Source organism: Verrucomicrobiia bacterium (assembly GCA_035946615.1).
Lineage (GTDB): Bacteria > Verrucomicrobiota > Verrucomicrobiia > Limisphaerales > UBA8199 > DASYZB01.
On record DASYZB010000014.1, the window covers coordinates 1 to 21,175 of the forward strand.

20 protein-coding genes, 1 tRNA gene and 1 pseudogene are annotated in these 21,175 nt (G+C 58.8%); 12 read left to right on the top strand and 10 right to left on the bottom strand.

What is annotated here, in order from left to right; translation table 11 throughout:
• Nucleotides 1-372 (top strand): hypothetical protein (locus VG146_02575; protein ID HEV2391227.1); only part of this gene is annotated, 372 nt, incomplete at its 5' end.
• Nucleotides 373-734: 362 nt separating this feature from the next.
• A tRNA-Arg gene (locus tag VG146_02580) sits at nucleotides 735-811 on the top strand.
• Nucleotides 812-922: 111 nt separating this feature from the next.
• Here VG146_02580 and VG146_02585 read toward each other — a convergent pair.
• Nucleotides 923-2,113 (bottom strand): ATP-binding protein, encoded by a 1,191-nt coding sequence (locus VG146_02585; GenBank protein HEV2391228.1) that lies wholly within the window; start codon nucleotides 2,111-2,113, stop codon nucleotides 923-925.
• A 101-nt stretch (nucleotides 2,114-2,214) separates the two neighbouring features.
• Here VG146_02585 and VG146_02590 point away from each other — a divergent pair, with 101 nt between their 5' ends.
• Complete coding sequence (locus VG146_02590) at nucleotides 2,215-2,775, top strand: formate dehydrogenase accessory sulfurtransferase FdhD (GenBank protein ID HEV2391229.1); 561 nt, start codon at nucleotides 2,215-2,217, stop codon at nucleotides 2,773-2,775.
• 46 nt (nucleotides 2,776-2,821) lie between these two features.
• Here VG146_02590 and VG146_02595 read toward each other — a convergent pair.
• Nucleotides 2,822-2,962, bottom strand: a pseudogene (locus VG146_02595) (SDR family NAD(P)-dependent oxidoreductase).
• A 91-nt stretch (nucleotides 2,963-3,053) separates the two neighbouring features.
• On the opposite strand from VG146_02595, the gene VG146_02600 reads away from it, so the two are divergent.
• The 4 genes from VG146_02600 (at nucleotide 3,054) to VG146_02615 (ending at nucleotide 7,385) form a co-directional block, all read left to right on the top strand.
• Nucleotides 3,054-3,614, top strand: coding sequence for a molybdenum cofactor guanylyltransferase (locus VG146_02600; GenBank protein HEV2391230.1), 561 nt, complete (start codon nucleotides 3,054-3,056; stop codon nucleotides 3,612-3,614).
• A gap of 257 nt (nucleotides 3,615-3,871) precedes the next feature.
• Nucleotides 3,872-5,248 carry a hypothetical protein gene (locus tag VG146_02605; GenBank protein ID HEV2391231.1) on the top strand — a complete coding sequence of 459 codons (1,377 nt, stop codon included), beginning with the start codon at nucleotides 3,872-3,874 and terminating at the stop codon, nucleotides 5,246-5,248.
• Between the two features lie 16 nt (nucleotides 5,249-5,264).
• The gene (locus VG146_02610; protein ID HEV2391232.1) at nucleotides 5,265-5,804 is read left to right on the top strand and encodes a hypothetical protein; all 540 of its coding nucleotides are present in this window, start codon (nucleotides 5,265-5,267) and stop codon (nucleotides 5,802-5,804) included.
• A gap of 45 nt (nucleotides 5,805-5,849) precedes the next feature.
• Nucleotides 5,850-7,385: a mercuric reductase gene (locus tag VG146_02615; GenBank protein ID HEV2391233.1), complete on the top strand. Its 1,536-nt coding sequence runs from the start codon at nucleotides 5,850-5,852 to the stop codon at nucleotides 7,383-7,385.
• Between the two features lie 139 nt (nucleotides 7,386-7,524).
• Here the strand turns inward: VG146_02615 and VG146_02620 are convergent, their stop codons facing one another.
• From VG146_02620 to VG146_02645, 6 genes are all read right to left on the bottom strand, one after another.
• Nucleotides 7,525-10,566, bottom strand: coding sequence for an alpha-L-fucosidase (locus VG146_02620; GenBank protein HEV2391234.1), 3,042 nt, complete (start codon nucleotides 10,564-10,566; stop codon nucleotides 7,525-7,527).
• 330 nt (nucleotides 10,567-10,896) lie between these two features.
• Nucleotides 10,897-11,718, bottom strand: coding sequence for an SDR family oxidoreductase (locus tag VG146_02625; protein HEV2391235.1), 822 nt, complete (start codon nucleotides 11,716-11,718; stop codon nucleotides 10,897-10,899).
• Nucleotides 11,718-12,710, bottom strand: a complete 993-nt coding sequence (locus VG146_02630; protein HEV2391236.1) for an NADPH:quinone reductase — start codon at nucleotides 12,708-12,710, stop codon at nucleotides 11,718-11,720. Before VG146_02630 ends, VG146_02625 begins: the two co-directional genes overlap by 1 nt.
• 18 nt (nucleotides 12,711-12,728) lie before the next feature.
• The gene (locus tag VG146_02635) at nucleotides 12,729-13,163 is read right to left on the bottom strand and encodes a TPM domain-containing protein (protein HEV2391237.1); all 435 of its coding nucleotides are present in this window, start codon (nucleotides 13,161-13,163) and stop codon (nucleotides 12,729-12,731) included.
• A 1-nt stretch (nucleotide 13,164) separates the two neighbouring features.
• Nucleotides 13,165-13,977: a TPM domain-containing protein gene (locus VG146_02640; protein ID HEV2391238.1), complete on the bottom strand. Its 813-nt coding sequence runs from the start codon at nucleotides 13,975-13,977 to the stop codon at nucleotides 13,165-13,167.
• Complete coding sequence (locus tag VG146_02645; protein ID HEV2391239.1) at nucleotides 13,974-14,627, bottom strand: LemA family protein; 654 nt, start codon at nucleotides 14,625-14,627, stop codon at nucleotides 13,974-13,976. The genes VG146_02640 and VG146_02645 overlap by 4 nt, the downstream gene beginning before the upstream one ends.
• Nucleotides 14,628-14,766: 139 nt before the next feature.
• Between VG146_02645 and VG146_02650 the strand changes: the two genes are divergently transcribed.
• From VG146_02650 to VG146_02665, 4 genes are all read left to right on the top strand, one after another.
• Nucleotides 14,767-15,564, top strand: coding sequence for a glycosyltransferase (locus VG146_02650; protein HEV2391240.1), 798 nt, complete (start codon nucleotides 14,767-14,769; stop codon nucleotides 15,562-15,564).
• 76 nt (nucleotides 15,565-15,640) lie between these two features.
• Nucleotides 15,641-16,612 (top strand): glycosyltransferase family A protein, encoded by a 972-nt coding sequence (locus VG146_02655; protein ID HEV2391241.1) that lies wholly within the window; start codon nucleotides 15,641-15,643, stop codon nucleotides 16,610-16,612.
• Nucleotides 16,612-17,658: a class I SAM-dependent methyltransferase gene (locus VG146_02660; protein HEV2391242.1), complete on the top strand. Its 1,047-nt coding sequence runs from the start codon at nucleotides 16,612-16,614 to the stop codon at nucleotides 17,656-17,658. The genes VG146_02655 and VG146_02660 overlap by 1 nt, the downstream gene beginning before the upstream one ends.
• A gap of 240 nt (nucleotides 17,659-17,898) precedes the next feature.
• A complete protein-coding gene (locus VG146_02665) occupies nucleotides 17,899-18,468 on the top strand; it encodes a hypothetical protein (GenBank protein ID HEV2391243.1) in 570 nt (189 codons plus the stop codon).
• Nucleotides 18,469-18,642: 174 nt separating this feature from the next.
• Here VG146_02665 and VG146_02670 read toward each other — a convergent pair whose 3' ends face one another.
• Nucleotides 18,643-19,770, bottom strand: coding sequence for a hypothetical protein (locus tag VG146_02670; protein HEV2391244.1), 1,128 nt, complete (start codon nucleotides 19,768-19,770; stop codon nucleotides 18,643-18,645).
• On the bottom strand, nucleotides 19,767-20,651 hold the full coding sequence (gene gluQRS / locus VG146_02675) for a tRNA glutamyl-Q(34) synthetase GluQRS (protein HEV2391245.1): 885 nt from the start codon (nucleotides 20,649-20,651) through the stop codon (nucleotides 19,767-19,769). The genes VG146_02670 and gluQRS overlap by 4 nt, the downstream gene beginning before the upstream one ends.
• Before the next feature lie 344 nt (nucleotides 20,652-20,995).
• Between gluQRS and VG146_02680 the strand changes: the two genes are divergently transcribed.
• Nucleotides 20,996-21,175: hypothetical protein (locus VG146_02680; GenBank protein ID HEV2391246.1), on the top strand; the 180-nt coding region annotated here is incomplete at its 3' end.

Here is a 21,175-nt window from a genome sequence, read left to right on the forward strand (position 1 = left end):
CGGCACTTCCAGGTCCAATCAAACTACGTCACCGCATGGGTAGTCCTGCTGTGCCCCCAGGACAATCGGGATGCCGCTTCAAACTGGCAAAGCTTATCAAACGCCAATGTTTCGTATTTTGTCGGCTTGGACAGCAACCCCAAGTTACCCCGGTCAATAATGGCTGGCGACCGCAACATTACAGCGGCTTCGAGCGTTATTTTGCAGTGGAATCCGTCCGCGCCGCCAAGCTGGGTCAAGAGTGTTGGCCTTCACGGGGATAAGGGCCACGTGGTTTTCGGCGACGGCCACGTTGAGGAACTCGACTCTACTGGTTTGAGCAACGCGCTTCAACGCGCTGGAATGTCCACGAACCGATTCGCGGTTCCTTGATTCACGGGGAGCACGCCTCGTTGCTTTTGCCGGGTATCCGGGTATGTAGCGCCTGTGCCCTACAAGGTCATCGTGGGCGGAAATTCTCCAACTGACCCCAACCCCTTGGGGTCGGTTGCGTCAATAGGATAGCCAGGCTGCGCTAATCCACGCTAATGCCGACTTCTGCGTGTCTCTCCGGCTAGGAGGAGGGGCTCCTGAACGTGCTCAAAGAGTTGTTTCAACAAGCTTGCCGCGCGTGCCGATTGGGCGCAGATTGTGAGGGCAGTGGAACAGGTCAAAGCGGAAAGTTGGGAGTCGTTTGCCCAACGCCATGGCGGTTGTGGTCAGGACACGGCGCTGTGGCTGCCTGATTTTCAAGCGCGCCCGTAGCTCAGTTGGATAGAGCATCTGCCTTCTAAGCAGAGGGTCCCGCGTTCGAGTCGCGGCGGGCGCGCCACAAATCCCCAATAAATACAAGGGGTTTTGAAGCTTTTCAGCCGCCAGCAAGCAACGCCCGTTAGTCCAGTTTTTAGACCAGTGCTTTTTGCGGGGAGGGACCTATAATCGGTCATCTTCCCGTTCCTGTCATCGCTTGGCGCAATTCTCCGGGCGACACAAACGTAAACCCCAAACCGTCCTGAGCCCGCTCATACGCCGGGCCGCTCAATGGGCACAAGACGTAGTTTCTTCCCCTCGGATAGTGCGTGCGAAAAGCCCCCACGCCCCGCGTCTCGAATGCTTCGGGCTTCCATTTGCATTCGATGGCGTCAACGGCATCTCGACCGCGTGGCACGACAAAATCCACCTCGCGTTGCTGCTTGTCGCGCCAGAAATGAATCTTCGGCACGCCGGCGGCAATGAGCGCGTCTAGCACCAGATGCTCCCACAACACGCCGCAGTCCTCTGTCCGCAGATGATCCCAGCCGCGCGCATGGCACACCAGTCCCGTGTCGAAACCGAACACCTTTGGCTGCGCCACGATCTCGCGCCGTCCGCCCGCCGAAAACGGACGCAGCAGATGCACGACGTGCGTGATCTGATAAACCTCCAGCCAGTTCGTGACCGTGGGCCGGCTGATCTGGCTCTCGGCGGCGAGCTTGGTGACATCCAGCATTCCGCCGCTCTGGCTCAGCAACAATTCCAGCACACGCAAAAACCCCGCCCGCTTCTCCAGCCGGAACAGTTCCTGCACGTCGCGTGCGAAGTAGGAATCCAGCCATTCGCCGTAGAACTCGGGATTGTGCTCCGCCGCAAGCAACGCCGGCGGTAACCCTCCGCGCAACAACCGCTCCCGCAGGTCGGCAATGCCGAACGCCGTCAACTCCTCGTGCAATACCGGCACAAACTCGACCACACGCTCGCGGCCCGTGAGACTGTCGCGAAACTTTTGTGTCGCCGCGAGCGTGGACGAGCCGGTGGCCAGAATTTTCAACCGAGGAAACCCATCCGCGCCGATCTTCAACAAGCGGCTCGGATCCGGAAGCTGGTGGACTTCATCGAACACCACGAACCGCTTCTTAACCGACCGATAAAAACTTTCCGGATCGTGCAAGCGCTCGGCCACACTGGGCAAGTCACAGTTCAGGAACTCCGTGTCCGACAGGCTCTGCGCCAGCACCGTCTTGCCGACCCGTCGCGGGCCGGTCAGCCAGACAATGGACGCCTGTTTCCACGCGGACGCCAGCCGTTCGTTCCAGATGGGACGCGGCGTGCGACCTGGTTGACATCCGCCATCGCCCGCATTGCCTGGTTTCGACACACGGCAAGAGTGGTTATGGCAGGGAGGCCGATGGGACAGTCTTCTCGGAAGACGTTTCGCAGATAAGGCCAGCGAGTCCCTCGGACGGCAATGTGATAAATGTGCGTTTGAGCAAACCGGAATCCGCGGACCTTACCAAGCTCACTCGTCACGTTTTCACTTCATCGAGTTGCGGCATCTGCAGCAAGGCGTCGATCGAAGCGGTGCGGCAACAATTCCCAGCGGTTGTGGACCCGCGCATCGTTGAGCCACAAGTGTTGCTGGGATTGCCTCAGACACTCGCTTGCGCGCAAGAAACGTTCAAATGCACCGGGGGCCTGCATGCCTGCGCGCTTTTCGATCTGACCGGCAAGCTCCTCGTGGTTCGCGAAGACGTAAGATGTCACAATGCATTGGACAAAGTGGTGGGATGGGCTTTTCTGCAGGACCGTTTACCGCTTCGACAACACGTCTTGCTTTTGAGTGGGCGCACTTCCTTCGAAATGATGCAAAAGGCTCTCGCGGCGGGCATCCCAATCGTCACTGCGATTTCCGCACCAAGCAGTCTCGCCGCAGAGTTCGCGCGGGAAAGCGGCCAGACGCTAGTTGGGTTTTTGCGTGGCGAAAGGATGAATATTTACGCGGGTGCAGACCGCGTTTCTCAATTGAGCCCTCACGACTGAATTGCGCGGGCGACGCCGAGTGTGACTGAAGTTGGCGGGATCATGCAAGGGATGCGATGGCTTCCGCCACCCGTGCCTCGGTGCGGCCATTGACGATGACACGAGCGCCTTGAGCGGCGAGGGTCTTGGCGATGGCGAAACCGATGCCGGCGGTGGAACCAGTGACGAGGGCAACTTTGTTTTGCAGGCTGGTGTGGGTTACAATCAAGTCAAACAGTGCAAACCCTTGAACCAATCAGCCGGACTGGATGCGCGGAGGAGGGATGACGCTGACCGCCATGCTTCTCTCAGGCGGGCGTTCGCGACGCATGGGGTGGGATAAGGCAACGGTCCTCATTGCCGGCGAGCCCCTTTGGCAGCGGCAACTCCGGGTCTTAAGCGGCCTGCGCCCCGATGCGGTCTGGGTATCGGCCAGAACTGCGCCCCCATGGTGTCCGGGAGAGATTGAGGTTGTGGCGGACAGGGCTCCTTCATGCGGTCCCCTGAGTGGGATCGTGGCGGGTCTGTGTCGTCTGGAGAGTTCGCACCTGGTTGTGCTGGCTATTGATTTGCCTCAGATGACGACGGAGCATTTGACTAAGCTCTGTGCGTTGGCACGTGGCGGCACAGGGGTAATCCCATTCCACGCAGACCATTTCGAGCCCCTGTGCGCTATTTATCCAGTTGAAGCGCTGTGCGCCGCGGAAAAGGCGCTGAGCAGTGGCGATGTGTCTCTTCAACATTTCGCACAAAGCCTGCTGCGGGAATCTCAAGTTGACGTTTATGGAGTGATTCCAGAGGAAAGGGTACTCTACCTCAACATGAACACCCCATCCGATTTACCCAAAAACGCGCAATAGTTGAGGGGCGGTTCATCTCACTTGGATTTTGGTTCGCCATCGGCGGTCAACCGAGCATATTTGGACCGCTATAGGTGCGCCAGTCCGCGGCGGTTTGCGACGGTAACCGCTTCCGTGCGGCTGAGTACATTCAGTTTGGTGAAGATGCGATTCCTGAATCGCGTTGAGCATTCGACCACTCGTCGAAATTCCGCCACCTCGCGCATCCCCGGAACAGGGGATAGACTTGTTTTCGGCATTCTGGCAAAGTAGCTAGAATGAACTCTTGGACCAGGTATCAGGTATGGCTATTGCTCGTTTGCGGATGCGCTCTCAGCGGGCCTATTCGAGCAGCGGATGCGGCTGCGGTCACTGCCCACGGCACTGCGAAAGAAAGGCAAGTCTGGAGGGGAGAGCTTCTCGCTGGAACAGCCAAAATCAGCATCACCCCCGAGAACCCCAAAAAGCCAGTTCACGATGACGTCAATGCCAGGGTGCTGGTCCTGGAAATCGGAGGAAAGCGCCTGGCGTTTGTTTCAGTCGATCTGGGTGTCTTTACCAGCGAACATGTGGTTGCGGCGTGTAAGGAGAAATTCGGGCTTTCACAAGTTCTGCTGAGTTCGTCACACACGCACTCGGACCCTGGCAGCAGTTACAGGGATTATTACGAGAAACAAATCATCGAGGCAGTGGGAACTGCGACTCGAAACATGTTCCCGGCGCGCATAGGCGCCGGCCACCGGAGTTTCCCTCAACTGGGATTTAACCGCCTCGTCGTTCGCGAAGACGGCCACGCCAGAGAGTCCTGGGTTTCAGATGATCACTACCTGTGCGAAAACCCGGATCGCATCCCTTTCGGGCCGGTTGATCCGGAAGTTGGCATTATCAAAATCGAGGACACCAATGGACAACCGCGCGCGGTGCTCATGAATTACGCGTGCCACGCCGATGTGGTTTGCCAAAATTACGCGGTGTCTGCCGACTATCCGGGGGTCGCCTGCCGCAAGGTTGAAGAGGCCTTCGGAACAAACTTGCTCTGCCTCTTTGTTCAAGGCGCCGCCGGGAATATTGAGTCGCTAATTATCAGTTCCCGCCGCACCGGTCCCGACGATCCATTCCAAACCGATTATAATTCCATCGAGCGGGTGGGCCATCTGCTGTCCTATGAGGCCATTAAACTGACAAAATCCATCAACGCAAACCCGGCCAGGGAAACCACTCTCCGTTACCTTAACGCTTCGCTGAAATTCGCCGGGCGTTTTGACAAAGACAAGAATTTCGATGTTCACATTTGCACGATCTTGATCAACGACGACATCGCCATCGCTGCAGTACCCGGCGAACCGTTCGTTCAGCTCCAGTTGGATTGGAAGCGCAGGGTGAACATGCCTCACCCGTTTGTTTTCGGTTACACGTGGTACGACGGGACTTGGCCCAATTACATTCCTGATATTGTGTCGGCTGCCCGGGGCGGCTATGGCGCGGATCAAAATGGGCCAACGATGATCGAAGTCGGTTCCGGCGAAGCGATCATGAACAAGCACCTCGAGAACGTCCTGAGGCTAAGCGGGCTGATGCGCGAAACCCCCGGCCCAGTCGGTTGGACTCCCGGAGACCGCTGGATCTACATGGCCGTTCCAAGGACGAATAAATAACGAACATAGGGAAAAGATGAGCTCTCGATACGGCCTGATCGCGGTTGCCATATTGGCTTTCGCCCAGGCGCTGCCTGCTGCAAGCCCGGCCAGCGAGTCGGCGTCCATAACATTCTCTGGCGAAAAGACGCTTTGGCATGGGTTTGATCGCTATGACTTCCTGCTCGACGAGCAGACGCTGACGATCCAGCCCACCAAGGCTGCGCCCGACGAAGGCGATGGCATGAGGCATCCGGTCAGAGGCCAGCGACGCTGTATTGTTGTCGTTCCGAAGATCGCCGCTCAGGGGAATCCCTGGTCCTGGCGCGGCTGTTATTGGGACCATCAGCCGCAAACCGAAATTGAGCTGCTGCGACGTGGTTTTCACATCGCTTACGTCGAGTCGAGCCAGGAGCTGAAGCCCGGTCACTCATGGGACGCGTGGTACGAATTCCTGACGGCAAAGCACGAGTTGTCAGCCAAGCCTGCCTTTGTAGGCATGAGCCGGGGCGGCGAATACGCCTACAGACGTGGAGGACGAGCTGGCGGTGCGCTTGCTGAAACGCACCTCACATGACATTGTGTTGACCGCGGAAGGCAAGTTGTTTCTGGAGGAGGCGCAGTGACTACATTATCCGAGCATCATCTTGTCACGCCCTGGGACGGCTACAACCAGGAACTCGTCTCTCAGGTCCACCCGCCGGATTGGGCCAACCCGGCGCCTGCGGCGCGCTATAATCTCGTGGTCATCGGCGCAGGCACAGCCGGACTCATCACCGCAGCGGGCGCCGCCGGGCTCGGCGCCAAGGTCGCGCTTGTCGAGCAGCATCTCTTGGGCGGCGATTGCCTCAATGCAGGCTGCGTTCCCTCCAAAGCCCTCATCCGCTCCTCGCGCGCCGCTTTCGATGCCAGGGATACAGGGCGTTTCGGTGTGCGGGCGGCCGGGCCGGTCGAGGTGGATTTCGCCGCTGTTATGGAACGGATGCGCAAGCTCCGGGCCCGCATCAGTCATCACGATTCAGCGGAGCGCTTTGCCAAAATGGGCGTCGATGTGTTCCTGGGCCAAGCCCGCTTTTCCGGTCCGGACACGGTCCAGGTTGGAGAAAAGACCCTGCGTTTCAAACGCGCGGTCATTGCCACCGGCGCGCGCGCCGCCCAACCGCCCGTCCCGGGACTTGCCGATGCGGGGTACCTGACGAACGAAACCGTCTTCGGTCTTACCCAGTGTCCGCCCCGGTTGGCTGTCATCGGCGGCGGACCCATCGGCTGTGAATTGGCCCAGGCATTCCAGCGGCTCGGGTCGCAGGTCTTCCTGCTCCACAAGCATGACCACCTGCTCGACCGGGAGGACATGGATGCCGCCGCGCTCGCGCAGGAGGCCATCATCCGTGAAGGCGGGCAGTTGCGGCTCAATGCGAACATCACCCATGTCGAGCGCAACGCCGGCGACAAACTGGTTTACTTTGAAGCGCAAGGAAAAGAGGAGACTATCGCGGTGGATGAGGTTCTGGCCGGGGCGGGCCGCGCGCCTAACGTTGAGGGGCTCAATCTTGAGGCGGTCGGCGTCCAGTACGAGCCGCGCAAAGGCGTCCTGGTAAACGATCGTCTCCAAACCTCCAACCGGCGCATTTACGCCGCCGGCGATGTCTGCATGGCCTGGAAATTCACCCATGCCGCCGATTTCGCCGCGCGCATCGTGATTCAAAATGCCCTGTTCCTTGGGCGCAAGAAAGTCAGCGCCCTCACGATGCCCAGGTGCACTTACACCGACCCGGAAATTGCGCATGTCGGCCTCTCCGAGCGCGACGCCAGCGACCGTGGCTTGGAAATTGATACCTTTATGCGCGAGTTTAAAGACGTGGACCGCGCGGTTGTGGACGGTGAAGAAAGCGGTTTTGTGAAAATCCATGTGAAAAAAGGTCGCGATGAAATCCTCGGGGCCACCATCGTGGCGCGCCACGCTGGCGAGATGATCAGCGAAATCAGCGTGGCGATGGCCGCTCGCCTCGGCCTGGGCAAACTGGCGTCCGTCATTCATCCCTACCCAACGCAGGCCGAAGCCATTCGCCATTGCGGCGACGCCTATAATCGCACCCGGCTGACTCCGACCGTGAAAAAATGGATGGGCCGCTGGCTGGCGCGACAGAGGAAGGGATAACGTGACGCGCGACGTGTGATGTGTTCGCGTTGCCTGTGGCCCTCAGAAAATCGCCCGGAAGCATAACAATCGCGTCAGCCAACCCCGGGAGTTCGTCTGGCAGCGCACCGGGCGTCAGCAGTTGAAACAGGCCCTTAGACTACGGCTCGGGCGTCAGCCGTATCGATTTGACGTTCAACGGGTGCCAGCCATCCGCCACGGCGTGCAGGGCCACAGTCACCTTGCCGGAAGAATCCAATTCGAGCGCGCCGAACTTGGCCCGCCGGAATTTGCCATAGTCGCCTGTGATCGGCGCTTTATGCCGGAGCGTGTGAGAGCCTGCGCTGATTTCCAGCGAACCTTCCTCCGGCGCGGCTATCTCGGCGGTGACTTGAAATTTGCCCGGTTTGTTGACTGTGAATTGCCAGTCAGCCCAGTCCTTCGGATCGAGCCAGAAGCCGATGTTGTCCCGGTTCGAGCCCGATTCGTATTTGATCTGCTCGCCATGCAGGCGCGCCTCGCTGGCCGTCAGCACGACCGACCCATCATAATCCTGGGCGAGTCCAGGCTGCTCGATTTGAAGCGGGCCTGTTATCTTCAAAACAACTGTGGAGCAAATCGGGTTGGGCGCTGCGTCTGGCACGGCCAGAACCAGACCCTCGGAACTGCTTTGCGCCGCCAGCTTTTGGCGTTTGTCGGGAGCGAGCAGGTAAGCTGCGCGGGCTGAATTCTTAAGGCCCGGCACGAGCAGCTTGCCGTCTGCCGGCCAGTTAAACACGTGGAGATAAAGCGTCGTGTTAGGGCCTTCCACTTTCTTGGTGCAACGCCCCCAAGGGAGGCGTTTGAATGGGCTGGCAGTCGTATCATAAATCGCCTCGTGATTTACCTTCATCCATTGGCCGATGGCTTTCAGGCGCTCGACCGACGGTTCCGGGATGAGCCCTTCCGAGGTTGGGCCGACGTTGAGCAGGTAGTTGCCGCCTTTGCTGGCAATATCGACCAGGTTGCGGATCAAGGTCTCAGCACTCTTCCAATCATTGTCATAGCTCTTGTAACCCCACGTGTCGTTCATAGTCATGCAGGTTTCCCAATCCCGGCCGGGGTAGCCTGTGGCGGGCACGTACTGCTCGGGGGTCTCGGTGTCGCCTTTGTAGCCCCCGCCCAGGCGGTTGTTATAAATGATCCCGGGTTGCAGTTTCAAGGCAGGCAAGAGCATCTCGGCGCGCTCTTTGGTCATATTGACCGGCGTGTCCCACCAGAGCACGGCGATTTTCCCATAATGGCTCAGAATCTCGCGCACCTGTGGGGCAGCGACGTTGCGAATGTATTCGGTCATGTCCCCATCCTGCGCTTTGTCCCAATGGCCTCCCGCCGCGGCCCCTCCCGGGTTATTCCAGTCCTGGGCCTGGGAATAATAAAAGCCGAGTTTGATGCCGTATTTTTTGCAGGCTGCTGCCAATTCCTTCAGCGGATCGCGGCCAAAAGGCGAGGCCTTCACGATATTCCAGTCTGAGGCCTTGGAATTGAACATGGCAAAGCCATCATGATGTTTGGACGTAATGACGATGTATTTCATCCCGGCTTCCTTGGCCAAGCGCACCCATGCATCAGCGTTGTATTTGACCGGGTTGAACTCCTTGGCGTATTGGCGATACTCGGCGACCGGGATTTTTGCGTTGTGCATGATCCATTCCCCAATGCCGGGAATGCGTTTGCCGTGATAGGTGCCTGCGGGAACCGAATAGACTCCCCAATGAATGAACATGCCGAACCGCGCCTCGCGCCACCACTTCATCCGCGCATCACGCTGCTGGGGCGTTTCGTCAGCATACGGGTCCGGCTTGACGATCCGCGGTTTGCCCGTGATGTCCAGCGCCACAACCGTCGCGTTTTTGTCAGGGGCGTTTTCCGGCAGTGCAATGGCCACCTGATTATCCGCGGAAGCAACTTCGAGCGGTTGATGGCCGGCCAGTAAAAAGGCCTTAACCGGTTTGTTCGCCAGTCCTTTTAAAACCAGCTTTCCGTCCGCAGGCCAATCGAACACATGCAAGTAAAGGCGGGTGCGGCCTCCGATTTTCTTCTGCGTGCAACGGCCCCAGGCAAGCGCCTCGAAGGGGCTGGCCTGGGTGCCATAAATCGATTCGCCATTGACCTTCATCCAGTCCCCGATCGCCCCCAGCCGCTCGATGCTGGCCGGAGGGAACACACCCTGGGATGTCGGCCCGATATTGAGCAGGTAATTGCCCCCTTTGCTGGCGCAATCAATCAGGTTCCGAATGAGAGTCGTCGAGGATTTCCAATTCTGATCGTTCTTGTTGTAGCCCCAGTGATTGTTCATCGTCATGCACGATTCCCAATCCACCCCTTTGCCCAGGCCCGTCGCTGGGATTTCCTGCTCAGGCGTGCCGTAATCGCCGATCTGACCACGCTGCTGGAAACCGATGCCGCTGGTTGAATCGACCGGTTTGCCAACGCGATTGTTAATGATAATGTCCGGCTGCAGACTGCGGACGTACCTGTAGAGGTCGATGCCGCGCTCGGCTGTCCAGGGCTTTTCCCACTGCCCATCAAACCACAGGATGCCAATCGGGCCGTACCGGGTGAGGAGTTCCCTAAGCTGTCCTTTCATGTACTGAACGTAACGGTCCATGTCGGGTGTGCCGGTGGCCTTGTCATTCCAGGGCCGGCGATTGCCCCAATCCGGATGATGCCAGTCCATAATGGAATAATAAAAACAGAGCCGGATGCCTTGCTCGTGGCAGGCCTCAGCCAGCTCTTTGAGCGGATCGCGCTGGAACGGGGTCGATTTGATGCACCAATCCGTCAGGTCCGACCTAAACATGCCGAACCCGTCGTGGTGCTTCGAGGTGATGACGATGTATTTCATCCCGGCATTTTTGGCCAGACGCACCCACTCTTTGGCATCGAACTTTACCGGGTCAAATTGGCCGGCAAACTTCTCGTATTGCGAGACGGGCATTTTGGTCTCTTCGAGGAACCATTCGGCATAATTCGTCTTTCCGTCCCACTCGCCTGCCGGCACCGAATAAACGCCCCAATGGATGAACAGCCCGAACCGCGCATCGCGCCACCAGGCCATGCGCTTGTCGTGCTGGGCAGGTGTTTCGTCAGCGTGAGAAAGCGCGGGCGCGCAACAAAGCAGCGCGCCCAGGGCTAAGAGAGACACAGTCGAGAATTTCATAAGGCATTTGTTTTTGTTCAGAATCGAGCCGCTCACCTGTTCGAGCTGGACGCTGCGGACCGCGCGAAGCGCTGTCGATTCGGAATTCGTTGCGCTTTGGGGCGCGGTCGTGTTGAGCGGCGCATTAGTCTTTCGATTTCCATTTTAATCAGGCTCAGGCGCTAAAAGCTATAGCAGACCTGAAAAACGGTCCCGATTCGCCAATGGGGACCGCACTGACGAGTAAAGCCTCAGACTTCCGATCCCGTGGAAGACGAGTAAGGCCGAGTGATGGAGTATTGGAGTGATGGGAAACCCAATACTCCAGCACTCCATCACTCCGTTTTGATCTCATGCCGCATCCACCTCTCCCCGCTGCCATAACAGGCGGCCTTCCATGCCACCAGCGATAATCAAGTTCTGCCCGGTGATATGCCGTGCCAGGGTGTCTGAGGAAAGGAAGACGGCGGCGTGGGCGATGTCCTCCGGGCGAGCCAGTTGCGGCAGGGCCATCGTTGCGGTAACGCGCTGAATCGTTTCGGCATCCTTCAGTTTTGCTGACAGGCGCGGCACAACCGTCCACCCCGGTGAAATGCAGTTAACTCGGCCGCCGCAATAATTGCGCGTATGAGGCGCGATGCGCGCGATTTCGTTTTTGACCGAACGCGTCAAGCCATAGGCAATCGCGGCCTTGCCGGCTGCGTAATCGGCATGCCCCGCCTCGCCGAAGACCGCGGCAGTCGAGGCGATTAGGACGGCGTTGCCTGCTTTTTGTTTCGCGACAAGCCCGAGGAACTCTCGCAAGGTGAGAAACGTCGTCGTGAGGACGCCATCCAAAGTGCGGCGCCATTGGCGCAAACTCATTGCGTGGAGGGCCACGTCGCGGCTTTCCCAAGCCCCGGCATTGGCTATCAGCGTGTCCACCCGGCCAAATCGTTTGGCTGCTCGATGAAACAGGCGCTTGGTTTGCGCTTCATTCGAGAGATCGGCTCGGACTGCCAGGACCTCCGCTTTGCCCAACTCGCGTTGGAGGGCTGCAATCCCGGCCCTGTTGCGATAGTAATGGAGCACCAGCCGCGCGCCCTCGGCGGCAAGCGCCCGGGCTATTGCCGAGCCAATCCCGCCCGAGGCGCCGGTCACGACAATTACTCTGCCGCCTAATTGAGTGTCCATTAAGGCTTCAGCACAATCTTTCCCGCCAGGGCGCCGGTTTTGTGAATCGTGCTTTGCTCCTGGAGCCGATGGGCCTCCGCAGCTTGAGACAGCGGTAGAACACGGTCGATTCGGGCCTTGAGTTTGCCCTCGGCCATCCACCGGTTCATATCGCTTGCAGCCGGAGCTTGTTCTCGCGACGAAGCGTTAAACATGGCAAATCCCATAAGGCAACAATCCTTCACATAAAATGGGCCGACCGGCAATGGCGGGCGCGCATCGCGTCCGGCCATGACTATCATCCGCCCGCGGACGGCCAACAGCGCAATCACCCGCTCGAAGTTAGGCTCGCGCAGTGTTTCCCACCAGAGTTCGACACCCTCCGGCGCAAAGCTTCTGATAGCAGCGTCCACATCCCGGGTCTTGTAATTGATGACCTCATCGGCGCCTAGCTCGCGGCAAATCCGGGCCTTCTCTTCGCTCCCGGCAGTTGTGATCACGCGCGCGCCGGCTAGCTTGGCCATCTGCACCACGCTGGAACCGACCCCGCCAGAACCGCCATTGACGAAAAGAATCTCCCCGGCTCGCAATCGGGCGTGGCGGAACAAACCAAGGTGCGCCGTGATGCCAACGAGGGACAAAGCGACCGCTTCCTCGTCGCTCACTCCCGCTGGAGTGGGATAGAGCCAGCGCTCGTCCAGAGCCGCCAGTTCGGCAAAGGTTCCTGGCCGGCCAGCGCTGCCCTGGTTCGAGCCCCAAACACGGTCGCCTGGTTTGAACCGTTTTACCCCCGGCCCGGTTTCCACCACGGTCCCCGCAAGGTCCCTTCCCAGAATCCATGGAAAGGAAAGGTCCGCTGGAATCATCCCGCTGCGAATGTAGGTGTCGATGGGGTTCACATCGACCGCAGCGACTTTGACCCGGCATTGATTGCGCTTGAGCTTGGGCTCAGGAAGGTCGCCAAAAGTAATCACCTCCGGTGGTCCGGTTTGGTTTATGAACGCCGCTTTCATGATGTTGCTTGCTGAATGCTACTCATCTACCACATCATCCGGCAGTTGGTTCTTATCGCCTGGACGGCGTGGGAAATGTTCACCGAGCAGGTCGCCGGCCTTGCGCACCCCATGAACAATGGCTTCTGTGAATTGTGATTTTTTGAAGTACCCCGTCATCTCAGCGGCCAAATCGCGCCAGAACCCATCACCGCAGCGGGTGTGTACGGCTTCATCGCCAATGACGGCGAATTGATGCGAACGCGGCGCCACGAAAATCAACACCGCGTTTCGTTGCTTTGTTTTGTCCATGCCCAGTTTTAAGAAGTGCTTTTGGGCGGCCATGAGTGGATCGGCCACGCTGCGGTGCGTCACGAATACCCGGATTTCGCCGGAGGTCTTCATTTCAGCCTGCCGAATGGCCTCGACGATGTGGTCGTGCTGCAAATGATTTAAGAATTTGGCCGGTTTCATATCACCAACTCCCTCCGGCCCCACCGCCGCCGAAACTCCCGCCGCCGCCGGAAAATCCACCACCGCCACCTCCTCCGCTCCACCCGCCACCACCTCCTCCTCCACCCCAGCCGCCCCAGCCCCCACCGGTCCAACTGCCCCAGGAAGAGTAACCGGTCCCCCGATAAACGGCGCCGCGGTTGCCGCGGGCCAGAGCAATCAGGAAAAAAATCCCGATGACTCCAAAAAAGATAACCACCAGCAGGGCGGCGCCAAAGCTCATTGGATTTCCTCGGCGCTCCGCAGCAGTGGTTCCGGCGCCTTTGTATTCCCCTTTGATGGCCGCCAAAATTGCATTTACACCCGCAGTCAAGCCTCCGTCAAAATCCCCGGTGCGGAAGCGCGGACGTACCTCGGTATCGATTATCCTCTTGGCCAAGGCATCGGGCAGCGCCCCCTCCAAACCATACCCCACCTGGATAAACATCTTGCGGTCATTGATGAAAACGAACAGGACAGCTCCGTTGTCTTTGCCTTTTTGTCCCACTTTCCAAGCTTGCGCCACGCGGACGGTGTAGTCCTCGATGGAAGAATCCGACTGCATCTTCGGGTAAACGACCACCAGGACCTGGCTGGAGGTCTGACGCTCGAATTCTTCGAGCGTTTGATTCAGCCGCGTGGCCGTTGCAGCGGAAACCACGTGGGCATAATCATTGAAATACTGCTTTGGCGCGGGCGGGATGACTTCGGCGGCGAACGCGCCGGCAGCGAACGCGGCGGCCAGAAACCAGAACAGCATGAGCCGGGCTTTCGACATCGCGAAAGGCGGCCTCATTGCGGTTTGGACGGCGGCGGCGAGGTCGATGGCGCGCCGAAATTGAATTGGACCTTTGGCGCCGTCTCCGCGCCCGGTGTTGTTGCCGTAAAGTAGGGTTTCTCGCGGAATCCTAAAGCAGAAGCATAAAGGTTCGCCGGGAACGAACGCACCGCCGCGTTGTAGGCCAGCACCGCTTCATTATAGCGCTCGCGCTCGACGCTTATCCGGTTTTCGGTCCCTTCCAGTTGCGCCTGCAGCTCCTGGAAGTTCTCGGTCGCCCTTAAGGTCGGATAGCGCTCCACGACCACCAGCAAACGCGAGAGCGCCGAGCTAAGCTGGCCCTGTGCCTGGTCGAATGCCGCCAGTTTTGACGGATCACTCGGCGCCCGGGTCGGATCAATTTTCACCTGGCCGACCGAGGCCCTGGCCTCCGTGACTTGTGTGAGGGTCGATTTTTCGAAGTTGGCCGCTCCCGAGACGGTGGCCACCAGGTTGGGGATCAGGTCGGCGCGGCGTTGGTAAACATTCTGCACTTGCGCCCATTGTTTATCGACCGTCTGCGAGAGGTTGACCAGATGGTTATAAGCTCCGGCGGCCACGAGGATAAGAGCCACCCCCACCAAGCCCAGCACACCCAGCACCGCGCAACCCAATCCCAGCTTTTTCATAAGTTAGCCACAGCCTATACTACCCGCCGCCTCTCGACAACACCGGTTCATCAGCGCAATAACGATTTGTCCATGCGCCAAAATAGGGTTTCCCCCCATTAGCCACGCGTCCGTTGTGCCGTGAGGTTTTCTTGTGATTATGGAGCCACGCGAATTCCTGCTGCAAAACCCGCTGCCGCTAATCGGCAATTGGGCCAAATCCACCCACGCACAACATAACCGATTGTCTGTTGGCTCGTACCGCCGTGAGCCGGCCCGGATGATTTCGGTTATCATCCCGGCGCATAATGAGCAGGATTATCTCGGGCGCACTTTGGAGGCCCTGCGCCGGCAGAACTACGGCTGGTTCGAGATCATCGTGGTCGCCAATGGCTGCGTGGATGGGACCGCCGAGGTTGCCCGGGGGCGCTGCCATCGGCTGATCGTGCTATCGCAGAAAAACCTGGGCATGGCCCGCAACCTGGGCGCCCGCCTGGCTCGCGGCGAGCTGTTGCTCTTTCTCGACGCAGACACCACCCTCGAACCGATGGCCTTGCGCAGGATCGCCGAGGTCTTTTCCACCGCCGATGCGGCCGGCACACTCAAAGGCTGCCCAGATGGGAATCGGCTGGCGTATCGGCTTATCTATGTATTGAAGAATCTCGTTCATCGCTGCTCGCTTCATCCCGGCAGTTCGGGCGTCATCCTTTGCTGGAAGGAACATTTCGTGCGGGTCGGTGGGTTTGACGAGGGTCTCGAAGTGCGTGAGAACAGCGAACTGATCAAGCGCCTCAAGCGGTTCGGGCACTATAGGTACGTGGGCGACATCAGCGCGGTTACCTCGATGCGGCGCTATGAACAACGCGGCGTCGGGCGTGTCGTCTGGCTCTGGATAAAGCTCTGGGCCCAATCTCTCCTGGGGGATTTGCACCAAAAGCATTACGAGGCAGTGCGGTGAGCTGAAATCCAAGGTCGAGCTTGGGATTTTTCTCTTGGCTTGCGAGGGGGCGCTCCCCTGTTTTACCCTGTTCCCGGTGAGTTCGAAAATCATCACGGTCATCCCCGTTTATAATGGGGAGAGATTCATCCGCCAAACTCTCGAATCCGTGGCGCAACAAACGTTGCGTCCGGACCGTCTGATTGTGCTCGATAACTGCTCGACCGACGGCACGGAGCGGCTGGTGAAGGAATTCCGCCCCATCCAGTGTGAATGGAGCCGGAACTCGCAAAACATCGGGTTGTTCGGCAATTGCAATCGCGCCCTCGATTTTGCCCCGCAATGCGAATACCTGCACTTGCTTTGCGCCGATGACCTCATCGCGCCCGCCTTTTATGAGCGGCTGACGGCGGAGTTGGCGGCCTGCCAGGGCCGCGGGCTGGCGTACTCGCTGGATGAGCGAATCGACGAGCAGGACCGGCGCCTGAGCCTTTCAGGGAAGGCCACCGGTCAGGCAGAGGTAATCCCAGTGGACACTTTCCTCCGACGAAAGGCCGAAATCGCCAACCAGGCCTTTAGCGGCAGTCTGATGCGGACCAATTGCCAGGAAGCCCCCTGCAGGTTCCGCCTTGATATGCCGATCCTTGCTGATGTTGCCTGGTGGGCCGCCTGGGGCCGGCATTGCAGCCGGATTGTCCAGGTCAATCTCCCCCTCTGCAAATACCGCTGGCACGGCGACAACACTACCAACCTGGTCATGCCCGGCATGGACGCCCTCATTCTGGACGAATGGCGCGTGATGCAGTTGAACGAACAACTCCGCAACGGTCATTCGGGCCTCGTGCGCAGATTCAAGCTCAAGGGGTTGTTTGCCGTGCGGACCGGGATCAAGGCCAAGCGGATTCGCCAGCAACGCAACCCGGATTATTCGCGCGAAATTGTTAAACAAGGCAAACAGATTTCCGGCCCGTTGGCGTGGTATATGGGCCAGGCGGTGGTTGAGGCCCGAGACGCCCTCATTTATGGCCTGCTGCGGCGCCCGCGCCATCCCAAGAACGTCTATAGTTGATGAGCGCCGACTCGATCCAAATCCGCGCGCGGCCAGCGCCAAGTTGTCTGCTGTGCGGGACCGAGGGCCGGCTTCTGTATGAGGACCTGCCCGACCGCTCCTTCTCGGCGCCCGGCAGGTGGAATCTGCGTCGCTGCCCGGACGCCGGCTGCGGCCTGGTGTGGCTGGACCCGGTCCCCATCGAGGAGGACATCGGGTTGGCTTATCACGGCTATTACACACACAGCCAGCCGGAGCCGGGCCCCAGCCTGGTGCGCGATGCGTGCTGGGCGGTCTGGCACAGCTATCTCGGAGCGCGCTTCGGTTATACCTGCGAGGTTGGCCCGAAATGGCGGCGCTCTCTGGCCCCGTTGGCCCTGTTGCATCCCGGCGGACGCGATGAACTGGATGCGGCCGCCATGCACCTTCCGGCGCCCCGGGGACCCGCGCGGGTGCTCGATGTAGGCTGCGGCAGCGGCGTGCTCCTGGCCCGCATGCAGCGATTCGGTTGGGAGGTTGAGGGCGTCGAGGTCGATCCGGGCGGCGTTGCGGCTGCCCGGGCGCGGGGCGTGCCGGTCCGCCTCGGCACTTTGGAACAACAGACCTACCCGGACGATTCGTTCCATGCGATCCATTCGGCGCACGTCATTGAGCATGTCCATGATCCCCTGCGGTTGCTGAGGGAATGCCGCCGAATTCTCAAGCCGGGCGGCGCACTGGTGCTCCTGACACCCAACATCGAAAGCTGGGGGCATCGGCGCTTCCGCGAGGCCTGGCTCAACCTGGACCCGCCCCGGCACCTGGCGCTCTTCTCAATGAAAACACTCAGACGAGCGCTGGAACAAAGCGGCCTGAGGGTCAAGCGGCTCGATACCACGGCGCGCAATGCATGGGTTTATGGCGCGCTCAGTCAGCGCATCCGCAAGACTGGCCGAGGAGACATGAAAGAATTGGGCAAGCCGGCAAACCTTCTGCGCGGGCTGGCATACCAACTCAGGCAGCGTTGGGCGCTGCGTGGCCACCCCGACGCTGGGGACGAGGTGCGGGTTTTTGCGGAGAAAGGATGAGAGAGAAATGGTGAAGGAGAAAGGATGAAGGATGAGGGATAAGGGACCAACCAATTCATCCTTCATCCTTCATCCCTCATCCTTGTTTCTGGCACCGCATGAACGAACACGAAGAGATTCGCCAAGCACCGCCTATGACAAAGCCAGGCATTGTAGTCCTCGGTGGTTTGATTTGGCTCCTGGCGTCTGCCAGCTCTTTCGTGTCTCGCTGCTGCAGTTGGCCCATGCTCCCGCCTCTGAATGATGAAGCAATTGTCAATCTTCGTTTTCCTGGGGCTCCTGTTTGCCGCTCCCGGTGAAATCCTGAACCAGATTCTGGCTCGGCATGATGTCCGGGCATTTGGGAACACCATGATCAGCTACGTGGTGCTGCTCGTGATTGGTCAGTTCGTGAGCAAAGGCATCGGCGCGGTCTGTCCAAAATCCAAGGCAAAGCTGATCTACTATCTGCTTTTCGGCTCTCTTGGGCTGATGGTCGAGTGGTTCCTGTTGGGAAACGCGCCTGTCCTGGAGCCGTTCCAGGTGATTACACAGCCAGGCATGTTCACGTATTGGGGAACCCTGCTATTGGCGCCTTGCTTGATAATGGAGCCGGGTTTTGGACCATTAAAGCGGTCATTTGCCAGGTTCTTTGCGATGTTCTCTCTGCTGTACCTGGTGGTCGCATTGGTGGTGCCGCGAGACAAAGGCGGCATCTTCTTCGGTTTCATCCTGTTCGCGGCTGGGACGACGGCGCTCAACTACTTTTACGCAAAGTACTTTAAGGGGCTGACCGAGCGCGAGATATCCAGGGATGGAAACCAACGATGAACATTTCTACGACTGGGATTTGTTCACCTACCATTGGCCGCTGAACGGGTTTGGTTTGAACGACAAAATCTTGAAAAAGGTTTACTCGGCCAACGCACGGAAGATACCCAACTTGCGGGGTACGGCAAAACCCTGAGCGGCAGCGCACACCGCATACTACAAAACTTGGGTGGTTTAAGGATTGAGTCGGGCCTGTTCGGAGACAATGGTCCAGTAAATGGCCGCCTGAACTACGCCACTGGCTGGTAGAATGGGCACGTCATATCCCGGCACCGTCACGCAGCCATCGGCCAGAGGCCACGCCGGGTCAATGTAGAGGATATTGTTTGCTGGTTCCACCGGTTGCGCCGGCTTGACGTCAGAATATACAAGCTTCACGCCCAATGCCTTAGCTTGGTCCAGGAGTTTCTGCGGAGCGAACTGGTAGCCCAAACACAGGACGAACGCCGGAGGATGGCCGGCATCAAGGAGATCTTTGTCCTCCCAAGCTGGTACGGCGGCAAAGTCGCTGATCTGGAGTGCCCGCGGGTCTTGCGCATGGCGGGGAAACATGTGGCCGGTGGTCAGGGTTATTGCCGATGTCTTGGGGACCTCGCTCCACCACTTGGCCGCCTCCAGGATTTTCGGCATCTGAGTCGTTTTAATCTCTGTCAGCATCCGTTGGATTTGGTCCAAGTATTGGCGCCCAAGGACGCCAGAGGCAACAGGTTTGACGATCAAGTCGTTATGGAATTTTTCCCCCTGGTACTTTTTGCCTCGCTCAGTGCCTCCGGGCAGCCCATAGCTCTGATAGAGAACGGGCATTTGCCCCAACCGTGTGCAGGCTGCCACGAATTCTCCCGTCCAAGCCCACAGGTCTATGACATTGGCGACCGTGTCGATAGGGAAGTCGTTCCTAAAGAGCCCCGCAGGAGAACTGAACTGGATTACCATTGCGCCTTTCTCCTGCCATTGATCGATCATTTTCAAATCGCCTTGCTTCAATGCGCCGGGGACGGCGTAGAGGACGATGTCGCGGCGCGTTGGGACCCGCCCGCCCAAAGGCGCGATGGCCATTAAACCACCAGCGCGGCCACAAGCCTCGGAAATGAAATCGGCCTGCCGCCCTGCGACCCAGATGGCGCCTCCTGAAAGGTATTCCGTGGCTGCCCTGTCGGCGGAAGCCGAGACGGCTGCCAGGGTGGACCTGCTCCGAGCAATTGTGCCTTGAAGACTGGATAGGTAATTGTCCGCCGAGTCCAGGGCGAAGGCCAGGAGTGAATGGCAGACCAAAACCGCCACAAGGAGAACGATTTTGTTCATTGTATCTGATTTCGAATCATAGCAGCCTGCATCCGTTCTCGGACCATTTTCGGACTGATGCCCTGCTGGCGCAATGTCCGCAGGCTCAGGGAATCGTGGCGTTTGGCCAGGCGGACGCCCGCCTCGTCGGTGACCAGTGGGCAGTGGTAAAAGGCCGGTGGCGAACAACCGAGGGCGCGATAGAGCAACAACTGTCGGGCAGTTGAAAGCAGCAGGTCGGCTCCGCGGACAACTTCCGTGACGCGCATGGCGGCGTCGTCCACGACCACGGACAATTGATACGAGGGCAAGTCATCGTGCCGCCAGACCACGAAATCACCAAAATCCTTACCGGCGATAAATCGCCGATGCCCAAAAAAGCCGTCCACGAACTCGATGGTCTCTCCATCCGGGACACGAAAACGCCAGTTCAATTTCGAAGCAGCGGGGGCCTTGGGGATTTCGTTCGAAACCCGAACCGTGGCATTTGGCCTGCACGTGCCCGGATAGATCGGCCCCTCATCGGAGACATGCGGGGCTTGGAGCGCGCGCAAGACGTCCTTCCTGGTGCAGCGGCAGGGATAGACACAGCCAGCCTGCTGAAGCTGCTCAAAAGCGGCCTGGTAAAATGATCTTCGCTTGCTCTGTTCGTAAGGCCCGTAAGGGCCACCGCAATCTGGGCCTTCCTGCCAGCGAAGACCTACCCAGCGCAGGTCCTCGAACATCGCTTCGGCAAAAGCCATCTTTGCGCGAACCGCGTCGATATCCTCGCTGCGCAGGACCAGAACACCCTGGGCATCCACGGCGCGTTGATGGGCGGTCCAGAAGGTGCGCGCGTGGCCGATGTGGAGATAGCCCGTCGGGGAGGGCGCCAATCGGCCGCGATACTGAATACTGCTCATGCGCCGAGAGCGTAGCAGTGACCGCACCTGGCGGAAAGCGCCGGCGGATAGGAACGGCGGGCTTGCATGCGAAACCGCCGCGCCAAATCAAGAGAAGCACTCACATCAGCCTTCTGGGGGGCTTATTTCCAGAGAACAGCTAGAGCTGTTTTCCTCAAAAAAACGCCGTGGCGGTAGGTGATGGATTCGAACCATCGAAGGCGTAAGCCAGCAGATTTACAGTCTGCTTTATTAACCTACAAATCAATTAGGTACAACTTTGTGTATGCTTTGTGATTGCTTTATTTGCAGAATTGCCCCATATTTAGCGCACGTAAGAGAAACAACAAGAAAGCGAGCGCACAATGAAACATCGGACTGGATACCTGTTCAAACGCAACGGCAATTTTTACGTTCAGTGGAATGTCAACGGCAAGCGATTTACCAAGGCACTACGAGACAATGAGGGCAACGCCATTTCAACCCGGCGTGAGGCGGAAGAGGCGCAAGCCAAGATCATGGCCAGCTTTACCGTCGCGGATGAA

Bases quoted from the DNA above. Each gene is read 5' to 3' on its own strand.
- VG146_02660 (HEV2391242.1), top strand. From the start codon at position 16,612: ATGAGCGCCGACTCGATCCAAATCCGCGCGCGGCCAGCGCCAAGTTGT.
- VG146_02650 (HEV2391240.1), top strand. From the start codon at position 14,767: ATGGAGCCACGCGAATTCCTGCTGCAAAACCCGCTGCCGCTAATCGGC.
- gluQRS (HEV2391245.1), bottom strand. From the start codon at position 20,651: ATGAGCAGTATTCAGTATCGCGGCCGATTGGCGCCCTCCCCGACGGGC.
- VG146_02665 (HEV2391243.1), top strand. From the start codon at position 17,899: ATGATGAAGCAATTGTCAATCTTCGTTTTCCTGGGGCTCCTGTTTGCC.
- VG146_02600 (HEV2391230.1), top strand. From the start codon at position 3,054: ATGCTTCTCTCAGGCGGGCGTTCGCGACGCATGGGGTGGGATAAGGCA.
- VG146_02605 (HEV2391231.1), top strand. From the start codon at position 3,872: ATGAACTCTTGGACCAGGTATCAGGTATGGCTATTGCTCGTTTGCGGA.
- VG146_02610 (HEV2391232.1), top strand. From the start codon at position 5,265: ATGAGCTCTCGATACGGCCTGATCGCGGTTGCCATATTGGCTTTCGCC.
- VG146_02645 (HEV2391239.1), bottom strand. From the start codon at position 14,627: ATGAAAAAGCTGGGATTGGGTTGCGCGGTGCTGGGTGTGCTGGGCTTG.
- VG146_02670 (HEV2391244.1), bottom strand. From the start codon at position 19,770: ATGAACAAAATCGTTCTCCTTGTGGCGGTTTTGGTCTGCCATTCACTC.
- VG146_02640 (HEV2391238.1), bottom strand. From the start codon at position 13,977: ATGAGGCCGCCTTTCGCGATGTCGAAAGCCCGGCTCATGCTGTTCTGG.
- VG146_02630 (HEV2391236.1), bottom strand. From the start codon at position 12,710: ATGAAAGCGGCGTTCATAAACCAAACCGGACCACCGGAGGTGATTACT.
- VG146_02620 (HEV2391234.1), bottom strand. From the start codon at position 10,566: ATGAAATTCTCGACTGTGTCTCTCTTAGCCCTGGGCGCGCTGCTTTGT.
- VG146_02635 (HEV2391237.1), bottom strand. From the start codon at position 13,163: ATGAAACCGGCCAAATTCTTAAATCATTTGCAGCACGACCACATCGTC.
- VG146_02625 (HEV2391235.1), bottom strand. From the start codon at position 11,718: ATGGACACTCAATTAGGCGGCAGAGTAATTGTCGTGACCGGCGCCTCG.